At 71.9% G+C, this 8,173-nt stretch carries 12 protein-coding genes; 6 read left to right on the top strand and 6 right to left on the bottom strand.

The features are described 5' to 3' along the window. Positions 1-145: 145 nt before the first annotated feature. The 3 genes from GVN67_RS26875 to ddpX form a co-directional block, all read right to left on the bottom strand. Positions 146-955, bottom strand: coding sequence for a gamma-glutamyl-gamma-aminobutyrate hydrolase family protein (locus tag GVN67_RS26875; RefSeq protein WP_160000391.1), 810 nt, complete (start codon positions 953-955; stop codon positions 146-148). Positions 956-1,048: 93 nt separating this feature from the next. Then, positions 1,049-1,687: an outer membrane lipoprotein carrier protein LolA gene (locus tag GVN67_RS26870; protein WP_160000390.1), complete on the bottom strand. Its 639-nt coding sequence runs from the start codon at positions 1,685-1,687 to the stop codon at positions 1,049-1,051. 74 nt (positions 1,688-1,761) lie between these two features. Further along, a complete protein-coding gene (ddpX, locus tag GVN67_RS26865; RefSeq protein ID WP_160000389.1) occupies positions 1,762-2,310 on the bottom strand; it encodes a D-alanyl-D-alanine dipeptidase in 549 nt (182 codons plus the stop codon). A 97-nt stretch (positions 2,311-2,407) separates the two neighbouring features. Here ddpX and tsaB point away from each other — a divergent pair, with 97 nt between their 5' ends. Continuing rightward, positions 2,408-3,067, top strand: a complete 660-nt coding sequence (gene tsaB / locus GVN67_RS26860) for a tRNA (adenosine(37)-N6)-threonylcarbamoyltransferase complex dimerization subunit type 1 TsaB (RefSeq protein WP_235035546.1) — start codon at positions 2,408-2,410, stop codon at positions 3,065-3,067. Positions 3,068-3,070: 3 nt separating this feature from the next. Then, positions 3,071-3,502 (top strand): GNAT family N-acetyltransferase, encoded by a 432-nt coding sequence (locus GVN67_RS26855; RefSeq protein ID WP_160000387.1) that lies wholly within the window; start codon positions 3,071-3,073, stop codon positions 3,500-3,502. Between the two features lie 8 nt (positions 3,503-3,510). Here the strand turns inward: GVN67_RS26855 and GVN67_RS26850 are convergent, their stop codons facing one another. After that, positions 3,511-3,774, bottom strand: a complete 264-nt coding sequence (locus GVN67_RS26850; RefSeq protein ID WP_160000386.1) for a sulfurtransferase TusA family protein — start codon at positions 3,772-3,774, stop codon at positions 3,511-3,513. Positions 3,775-3,901: 127 nt separating this feature from the next. Here GVN67_RS26850 and GVN67_RS26845 point away from each other — a divergent pair, with 127 nt between their 5' ends. The 4 genes from GVN67_RS26845 to GVN67_RS26830 all read left to right on the top strand — a co-directional run bounded on the left by GVN67_RS26845 (position 3,902) and on the right by GVN67_RS26830 (position 6,955). Beyond that, the gene (locus GVN67_RS26845) at positions 3,902-4,348 is read left to right on the top strand and encodes a MucR family transcriptional regulator (protein WP_160000385.1); all 447 of its coding nucleotides are present in this window, start codon (positions 3,902-3,904) and stop codon (positions 4,346-4,348) included. 259 nt (positions 4,349-4,607) lie between these two features. Next, positions 4,608-5,117 (top strand): Fur family transcriptional regulator, encoded by a 510-nt coding sequence (locus GVN67_RS26840; RefSeq protein WP_160000384.1) that lies wholly within the window; start codon positions 4,608-4,610, stop codon positions 5,115-5,117. After that, complete coding sequence (locus GVN67_RS26835; protein WP_160000383.1) at positions 5,114-5,917, top strand: GNAT family N-acetyltransferase; 804 nt, start codon at positions 5,114-5,116, stop codon at positions 5,915-5,917. The genes GVN67_RS26840 and GVN67_RS26835 overlap by 4 nt, the downstream gene beginning before the upstream one ends. Positions 5,918-6,022: 105 nt before the next feature. Then, positions 6,023-6,955, top strand: a complete 933-nt coding sequence (locus GVN67_RS26830; RefSeq protein ID WP_160000382.1) for a 1-acyl-sn-glycerol-3-phosphate acyltransferase — start codon at positions 6,023-6,025, stop codon at positions 6,953-6,955. Positions 6,956-7,089: 134 nt separating this feature from the next. Here the strand turns inward: GVN67_RS26830 and GVN67_RS26825 are convergent, their stop codons facing one another. Beyond that, positions 7,090-7,539 carry a helix-turn-helix domain-containing protein gene (locus GVN67_RS26825; RefSeq protein ID WP_160000381.1) on the bottom strand — a complete coding sequence of 150 codons (450 nt, stop codon included), beginning with the start codon at positions 7,537-7,539 and terminating at the stop codon, positions 7,090-7,092. A 157-nt stretch (positions 7,540-7,696) separates the two neighbouring features. Next, positions 7,697-8,173 (bottom strand): nitrilase-related carbon-nitrogen hydrolase (locus GVN67_RS26820; protein ID WP_304621475.1); only part of this gene is annotated, 477 nt, incomplete at its 5' end.

Below are 8,173 nucleotides of genomic sequence, written 5' to 3'. Positions count from 1 at the left end.
GATGGCATTCCTTGGGGGGAATGGTCGGGTGAGCCGGTGGGGAACCGGTCGCCCGCTGCTAAGATGGCAGCTTCACGGCCGATTATAAGCGGTTTCCACCGCAACTCAAAAACGTTTGAACGGGAAAGTTCTGCCCCGGCTGTGTCTATTCGGCCGCAAGCGCCGGCGCGGCCGCGCGGCTGCGGGCATGCGCCGTGGCGGCCGCCCCGAAGGCCTCGAACAGCCGGCGAGAAAGCGCGTCCTCGGCCCAGTCATATTCGGGATGCCACTGGATGCCGACGGCGAAGCCGCGCGAGTCGCGGACATGCGCCGCCTCGATGGTGCCGTCCGGCGCCCAGCCTTCCGGCACCAGGCCCGGCCCGGCCTCGCGCACCGCCTGGTTGTGCAGGGAATTCACCGGCACCGCGTCGGGGTCGAAGTCGATGCCGGCCCAGAGCCGGGCGAGCTCGCCATCGGCGGCGATGCGCACCGCATGCGCCTTGCCGGTGCGCACCTTGGGCAGCGCCTGGTCGGCCGGCGTCGAATGGTCCAGCCGGCCGGGCAGGTCCTGCACCCGCTGGTCCAGCGTGCCGCCCAGCGCCACGTTCAGCTCCTGGAAGCCGCGGCAGATCGCCAGCAGCGGCAGGCCGATCGCCAGCGCGCCGCGGATCAGCGGCAGGGTGGTCGAATCGCGCTCGATATCCTCGGGCGTCCCCTCCAGATGCGGCGGGCCGGCATAGAGGCCCGGATGCACGTTGGAGCGGCTGCCGGTCAGCATCAGCCCGTCCAGCCGCGGCAGCATCGCCGCCGCCACCCCGTCGCCGGCGGCCGGCAGCAGCACCGGCATGCCGCCGATCGGGCCCAGCACCACCTTGATGTAGTGGTCGGACACGGCGTGGTTGGGCATGGCGAAGGCGCCGAAGGCCTTCATGCAGCAGGGGATGCCGATCAAGGGGCGCGGGGGCAGGGGACGCATGGCTGAAAGGTCGCGCCGCCGTGTGGCGCAATCAAGGCCTTATTCCTGCATGCCTCGCGCCCCAGCCACCCGCGTCGAGCAGGGGGTGGCCGCCTAGCGGCGGCCTTCCTCACGCTCGAAGAAGGTCGGGTCGTTGAAGGTGAACATGCCGCGCGGCAGGGCCATGCCGCGCTCCATGGCGTTCAGGGTGACGCGGGTCTCGCGCTGCTGGCTGTCGACCACGACCCATTGCCGCAGCTCCATCGGCTCCTCGGCGAAGACCATGGTGATGCGGCCCTCGGCGGGGGCGTCGCGGCGGCGGGCGGTGATGCTCAGCAGGCCGTTGCGGCGATCGACGTTCAGCACCTCGATATCGCCGGAAAAGCGGATCTGGGCGCGCAGCAGGAAGCCCAGCGGCGTCGAGCCGACGGGCACGATCGAGGGCTGCCGCAACTCCCGGTCATAATACAGGAACTGGCCGTCGGAGGCGACCAGCAGCAGCTGCTCCGGCGGGTCGTAGTCGAAGCGCATGCGGCCCGGCCGGGCGATATAGGCATTACCCTCGGCGGTGCCGCCATTCTGCGCGATCTGCAGGAAGCGGGCGCGCAGCGTGGTGATGCCGTTCAGATAGGCCTCGGCGCGGGCGATCAGCGCCTGGTTGGCGGCCGAGACGGCGCCTTGCGCCAGGGCCGGGCGGGCCAGCGCCGGCAGCGACAGGAGGGGCAGGGCGGCGAGGAGCGAGCGGCGGAGCATGGCGGCCTATCTGGCAGTGCGTGTCGCCGGGTTCAACGCCCGGGGCCAGGCTGGGTTGATGGCGGTATCGTTTGTCACATCGGCCCGTTGGGCACCGCCGAGGCGGCGAGCGGCGGGAAGCGCTTCGGCGCCGGCAGCTGGTAGTGCCACCATTCCAGCTTGTAGTGGTCGAAGCCCGCCGCCGTCATCAGCCCGAGCAGCAGGGCGCGGTTGCGCTGGTCCGCCAGCGGCACGCCGGCATGGCCATGCGCGCTTTCCGCCTGCACCGCGTCGAAGCCGGTGCCCATCGGCAGTTCTTCGCCGGTCGCGGCATCCAGCAGCGTCAGGTCGACGGCGGCGCCGCGCGGATGCACGCCGCCCAGCCGCGGATCGGCGACGAAGCGCTTGTCGGTCACCGCATGCCACAGCGCCCATTGCGCCTCCATCGGGCGGAAGGCGTCGAACACCTTGATGCGCAGGCCCAGCCGGGCGGCCTGGTCGCGGGCGTCGAACAGAAAATCACGCGCCTCGGGCAGCAGCAAGGCAACCGGCCGGCGGTAGATCGGCGCGCCGGTCAGGTTGTCCGGCGTGGCGTAGCGGATGTCGAGGGCGAAGCCATCGGCCTCGGTGACGGGAACAAGCATGGCCATATCCTGCCATCATGTGCTGCGGCGCGATACGCCCCGGCCTGTATCGCAGCCCGCTGTTTCGCCGCCCGGCTTTCTGGCCTATGCAGCGGCCATGCGGATCCTGGCATTGGACGGCGCGCTGGCGCGCGCCTCGGCGGCGGTTTGGTCAGAAGGGCGCGTGCTGGCGGCACGCTCGGCCGAGGGCGCGCGCGGCCAGGCCGTGGCGCTGCCGCCGATGGTGGCGGAGGTCCTGGCCGAGGCCGGGATCAAGGCCACCGCGCTCGACGCCGTGGCCGCCGTGGTCGGCCCGGGCGGCTTCACCGGCATCCGCGCGGCGCTGGCCCTCGCCCAGGGGCTGGCCCTGGCCGCCGGCCGCCCGGCGATCGGCGTCAGCACCGGCGAGGCCCTGGCCGCTGGCCTGCCCGCGGCGCTGCGCGCCACCCATGCCGTCTGGTCGGTGACCGACACCCGGCGCGGCCGGGTGCTGCTGGAACGCTTCCCGACAGGGTCGCTGGTGGCGCTGGGCCCGCCCGAGCCGTTTGCCCTCGACGCCCTGCCGGTGCCGGAGGGTCCGGTCGCCCTGGTCGGCGACGCCGCGCCGCTGGTCGCGGCCGTGCTGGGCGATGCCGCGCTGCTGACCGAGGCGCTGCTGCCCGAGGCCGCCGCCGTCGCCGCCGTCGCCGCGCTGCGCCTTCAGGGCGCGCTGGCGCCGCGCGCCTGCCTGCCGCTCTATGTCGAGCCGCCGGCGGTGAAGCTGCCCGGCGCGGCCTGACCCGTGCTGCGCCAGATCGGGGCCGAGGAGGCCAAGCTGCTGGCGGCGCTGCACGGCGCCAGCTTCCCGCCGCATGACGCCTGGGGGCCGGACGCGCTGCGGCTGATGCTGGAGATGCCCGGCGCCTTCTGCCTGCTGGCCGGCGAGGCCGGCTTCATCCTGGCCCGCGTCGCCGCCGACGAGGCGGAGATCCTGACGCTGGCCGTGCATCCCGCCGCCCGCCGCCAGGGGCTGGCGCTGGCCCTGCTGGAGACCACCGCCCTGGCCGCCGCGGCGCGCGGCGCGGCGGCGCTGTTCCTCGAGGTCTCGGCCGGGAATGCGCCGGCGCGGGCGCTCTATGCCGCCGCCGGCTTCGCCGAGGTCGGCCGCCGCCGCCGCTACTATGCCGATGGCAGCGACGCGCTGGTGCTGCGGCTCGACCTCGCCGCCGCCTGACAGGCGCGTCAGGCCGGCCCTTTGCGCAGCCGCAGGCGCAGCACGCCGCCTTCCGCCTCCTGCTGGTCGAGCACGGCATGTCCCTGCTCGGTCGCGGTGCGCGGGATATTGTTCCGCGGCTCGTCGCCCTTGAGCAGCACCAGCAGAATCTCGCCAGGCTGCAGGCGGTCCAGCGCCAGCCGGGTGCGGACGAAGGTCATCGGGCAAGTCTCGCCGGTGATATCGATCGAACGGTCGAAGACATTTTCTTGAAGCCCTGTATTGGCTGTCATCACTTGGTCTTTCACCACTTCGGTTGCGTTTGGCGTTGCAGGACAGCGCCGGTCAGCGATAGGGTGCGGCAAGTCACGGCCGGCGCATTGGCGCCCAATCGACAGGCCGTTTCCATGAGGATTAAAAATGTCCGAAGAACAGGGTGGGCGTGAACTACTGGGCCTGACCGCGCAGATTGTCGCGGCGCATGTATCCAACAACTCGGTCCCGCTGACGGATGTGCCGTCCTTGATCGAGCAGGTGCACCGCACCCTGTCCGGCCTGGGCGCCGCCCCCGCCGCCGCCGCCGCCCCGGCGGAGCGGCCGCAGCCGGCCGTGCCGGTGAAGAAGTCGGTCACCGACGAATATCTGGTGTGCCTCGAGGACGGCAAGAAGCTGAAGATGCTGAAGCGCCATCTCAAGACCGCCTATGACATGACGCCGGAGCAGTACCGGGAGCGCTGGGGCCTGCCGCAGGACTATCCCATGGTGGCGCCGAACTATGCCCGGCACCGTTCGTCGCTGGCCAAGAAGATCGGCCTGGGCACCAAGCCGCGCGGCGGCCGCCCGCGCCGGGTCCCCGTGGCGGCCTGACACCGGCCGCCGGGGAGGGGTGCGAGAAAGCCCGGCCAGGGTGGTGGACGGGTGCCGGGGTGGGGCCGCGCCGTCGCGGCCCTTGCCTTGCCGCCCGGTTGATGGCAAGCGCATCCCCGCCGGGCGCACAGTGTGGCCGATGCTGCATATGGTGTGCCGGGCCGTCGTGTCATAAAGGCTGTCGGGGCCGCCCCCGTGGCAGCCTTCGCGGCCGTGGATTCCCGCGCGGCCGCGCATTGGAGAGCAACCGACCCCGCCCATGGACACGCGCACCGACACGCACCAACCCGCCGACGACAAGCCCGATCCGATGCGGATCGAGCGTCTGTGCATCGAGCGCGGGCTGAAGATGACCGGGCAGCGCCGGCTGATCGCGCGCGTGCTGTCCGAAGCGGCCGACCACCCCGATGTGGAAGAGCTGTACCGCCGCGCCCTGGCGCTCGATGCCCGGGTCTCCATCGCCACGGTCTACCGCACCGTCCGGCTGCTGGAGGAGAAGGGCATCCTGGAGCGGCATGACTTCGGCGGCGGCCGCGCCCGCTACGAGGCCACCGACCATGGCCACCACTACCACCTGATCGACATCGAGACCGGCAAGGTCATCGAATTCTCCGACAGCCAGCACGAGGCGCTGGCCGAGGCGATCGCCGCCCGGCTGGGCTTCCGCCTGGTCGGCCACCGGCTGGAGCTGTTCGGCCGCCGTGCCGCGCCGGAAGCAGCCGCCCCGCCGCGCCGCGCGCCGAAGCGCCGCAGCGGAGAGGGTGCATGAGCCAGGCCGCCGGCTTCGGCGAGCTGCGCAGCGGCAATCTCGGCGTCCGCGTCGCCGCCACCGCCGAGGAGGTGGATGCGGCGCAGGCGCTGCGCTACCGCATCTTCTACGGCGAGATGGGGGCGCATCCGGACCCCGCCACCGCGGCCGCCGAGCGCGACAGCGACGCCTTCGACGCGGTCGCCGACCACCTGCTGGTGGTCGACCACAATCTGGGCGACGGGCCCGAGGGCGTCATCGCCACCTACCGGCTGATCCGCGAGGCGGCGGCCGAGCGGGCGGGCGGCTTCTACTCGGCCTCCGAATACGACATCCGGCCGCTGCTGGCCCAGGGCCGCGTGCTGGAGCTCGGCCGCTCCTGCGTCGATGCGCAGTACCGCAACCGGGCGGCGATGCAGCTGCTGTGGTCGGGCATCGCGGCCTATGTCTCGGTGCACGAGATCGCGCTGATGTTCGGCTGCGCCAGCCTGCCCGGCACCGACCTGGACGCGCTGGCGCTGCAGCTCTCCTACCTGCACAACTTCCACCTGGCGCCGGAGGGCATGCGGCCGCGCGCCCTGCCGGAGCGCTTCGTGGCGATGGACCGGCTGGAGCCCGAGGCGATCGACCAGCGCCAGGCCCTGGCCGAGCTGGCGCCGCTGGTGAAGGGCTACCTGCGGCTCGGCGGCTTCGTCGGCGATGGCGCGGTGGTCGACACCCAGTTCAACACCACCGATGTCTGCATCGTGGTGAAGACCGACCTGGTGACGCAGAAATACTCCCGCCACTACGAGCGGCACCGCAGCGGCGGCCACGAATAACGCCGGTGGCGGCGGGGGCCGGAACCCCGCCGCTGCCGCGGATGTCATGGCGCCGAAACGGTAGCGTCATTGTGGTGCCGCGGTGGCTAAGCTATCGCCGAACTCATGCAGGCCACAGCCCGTTCCCCCCTGGATGCCGCCTCGCCCGCCGCGCCGCCCAAGCGCCGCCGGGCCAGCGTGCCCCGCCTCCGCCCCTCGCCGGGCAGCTTCGGCGAGATCCTGGGAGAAAACCCCAGGCCCGTCGCCGGGCGGCTGCGCGCGGTGCGCCGGCTGGTCTCGGTGCTGCTCTGGACGATCCTGTGCATCCCCATCCAGGCGCTGCTGCTGGCGCTGCCGGGCGAGGGCAAGCGGGTCTTCGCCCGGGTCTATCACAGCGTGCTCTGCCGCCTGATCGGGCTGCGGGTGCAGGTGGTGGGCCAGCGCAGCACGGCCCGGCCGGTGATGTACCTGGCCAACCACTCCTCCTGGCTCGACGTGCTGGTGCTCGGCGGCACGCTGGACGCGGTCTTCGTCGCCAAGGCCGAGGTCGGCACCTGGCCGCTGGTGCGCACCGTGGCGCGCCTCGGCCGCACCGTCTTCGTCAGCCGGTCCCGCGGCCGCACCGGCAGCGAGGCCGATGCAATGCGCGAGCGGCTGCGCGCCGGCGACAGCATGATCCTGTTCCCCGAGGGCACCAGCAACGACGGCACCCGCGTGCTGCCCTTCCGCTCCTCCTTCCTGGCGGTCGCCGATGCGGCGGCCGAGGTGCAGCCGGTCTCGGTGGTCTATGACCGGCTGGGCGGGCTGCCCGCCTGCCGGCGCGACCGGCCGCTTTTCGCCTGGTATGGCGACATGGATATCGGCAGCCATTTCTGGCGGCTGGCGCGCCGCCCGGGCGGCCGCGTTACCGTGCTGCTGCACGAGCCGGTCGACCCGCGCGACTTCGGCAACCGCAAGGCGCTGACGGCGGCGGTGGAGCGCACGGTCGCCGAGGGCGCCGCAGACCTGCGGCAGAACCGTGTCGCCTTGCCGCGCCGGGCGCTGGCCGTGCAGAGCTGATCCTGCCCTACAGGCAGGCATGAGAAAGGCCGGGGGAAACCCCGGCCTTTGTCGTTGGCACGCTAATTTGTCGCGATCCCTGCAGCCGGCGAAGCCGGCCGGGCGCCCGGATGGGCGCCAGCGCCTGAGGCCAATCAATCGGTCGGCGCGAGGCTCTTGATCAGGTCGAAGACCCGCTTGCGCACGGCGGGCTCGGTGATGCGGTAATAGGCGCGCACCAGCTCCAGCGTTTCCCGCTTGTGCAGCGTGTCGTCCTCGAAGCCTTCCTGCTGCTCGGCGAAGCCGCCCATGCGGGCGCGCAGCGCGGTCTGGCCGCCCATCGCATCAGGCATGTCGTCGAAGAAGAAGCCGATCGGCACGTCCAGCACGCGGGCCAGGTCGAACAGCCGGCTGGCGCCGATGCGGTTCACGCCCCGTTCGTACTTCTGCACCTGCTGGAAGGTCAGGCCGAGCGCCTCGCCCAGCTTCTCCTGGCTCATGCCGAGCAGGGTGCGGCGCAGGCGCACGCGGCTGCCGACATGAACATCGATGGGGCTCGGCCGATGCTCGCGCTCGGTCTTTTCCATCACGTCGTCGCTGGGCATGTTCGAACCTCCGCCACGGACCGCAGAATGCCGCCGCCCTGGCAAAGGCCTGGCCTGCGTCTCATGCGGGGGCCGCCGTGCTTGCGACCCCCTGCCTTGCATAGGCGCAATGTCCCTAAACCCGGTGGTAGGAAGTTGTCAACTCTTTCGAGAATTCTCAATTATTCGACGTGCTGACCCCGTCCCGTCGCCTCAGCGTGGAGGAGCTCCCCGCCGCTGCAACCGCAAGGGCGAGCCAGCCGAAAAGGATCGCCCCCCAATTGCCGAAACGCGCGAAGGGAGTCGCGGGAAGCGAGCCAGGCAAGGGAAGCGCCAGCGTGGCCATATCACCCAATCCTATCCGCCCCGCCAAGCTTCCTCTTGCGTCGAACAGCGCGGAAACCCCGGTCTGCGCGGCGCGCGCCAGCGGCAGCCCTTCCTCCACCGCGCGCAGCCGGGCGGCGGCCAGATGCTGGAACGGCCCGGCCGAGAAGCCGAACCAGGCGTCGTTGGTCACATTGACCAGCCAGGCCGGGCGCCCGGCCGGGGTGACGGCGGCGGGGAAGATCACCTCGTAGCAGATCAGCGGGCTGAAGGGCGGGATGCCGCCGCCCGGCGCCAGCGCCACCGGCCCCGGCCCCGCCGCGAAATCCCC

This window comes from Roseomonas sp. 18066 (assembly GCF_902706185.1).
Taxonomy (GTDB): domain Bacteria; phylum Pseudomonadota; class Alphaproteobacteria; order Acetobacterales; family Acetobacteraceae; genus Pseudoroseomonas.
This window is presented reverse-complemented; position numbering and strand designations above follow the sequence as displayed.

Coding starts and splice junctions, on each gene's coding strand:
- GVN67_RS26875 (WP_160000391.1), bottom strand. CDS start 955: ATGCGTCCCCTGCCCCCGCGCCCCTTGATCGGCATCCCCTGCTGCATG.
- GVN67_RS26870 (WP_160000390.1), bottom strand. CDS start 1,687: ATGCTCCGCCGCTCGCTCCTCGCCGCCCTGCCCCTCCTGTCGCTGCCG.
- ddpX (WP_160000389.1), bottom strand. CDS start 2,310: ATGCTTGTTCCCGTCACCGAGGCCGATGGCTTCGCCCTCGACATCCGC.
- tsaB (WP_235035546.1), top strand. CDS start 2,408: ATGCGGATCCTGGCATTGGACGGCGCGCTGGCGCGCGCCTCGGCGGCG.
- GVN67_RS26850 (WP_160000386.1), bottom strand. CDS start 3,774: ATGACAGCCAATACAGGGCTTCAAGAAAATGTCTTCGACCGTTCGATC.
- GVN67_RS26845 (WP_160000385.1), top strand. CDS start 3,902: ATGTCCGAAGAACAGGGTGGGCGTGAACTACTGGGCCTGACCGCGCAG.
- GVN67_RS26840 (WP_160000384.1), top strand. CDS start 4,608: ATGGACACGCGCACCGACACGCACCAACCCGCCGACGACAAGCCCGAT.
- GVN67_RS26835 (WP_160000383.1), top strand. CDS start 5,114: ATGAGCCAGGCCGCCGGCTTCGGCGAGCTGCGCAGCGGCAATCTCGGC.
- GVN67_RS26830 (WP_160000382.1), top strand. CDS start 6,023: ATGCAGGCCACAGCCCGTTCCCCCCTGGATGCCGCCTCGCCCGCCGCG.
- GVN67_RS26825 (WP_160000381.1), bottom strand. CDS start 7,539: ATGCCCAGCGACGACGTGATGGAAAAGACCGAGCGCGAGCATCGGCCG.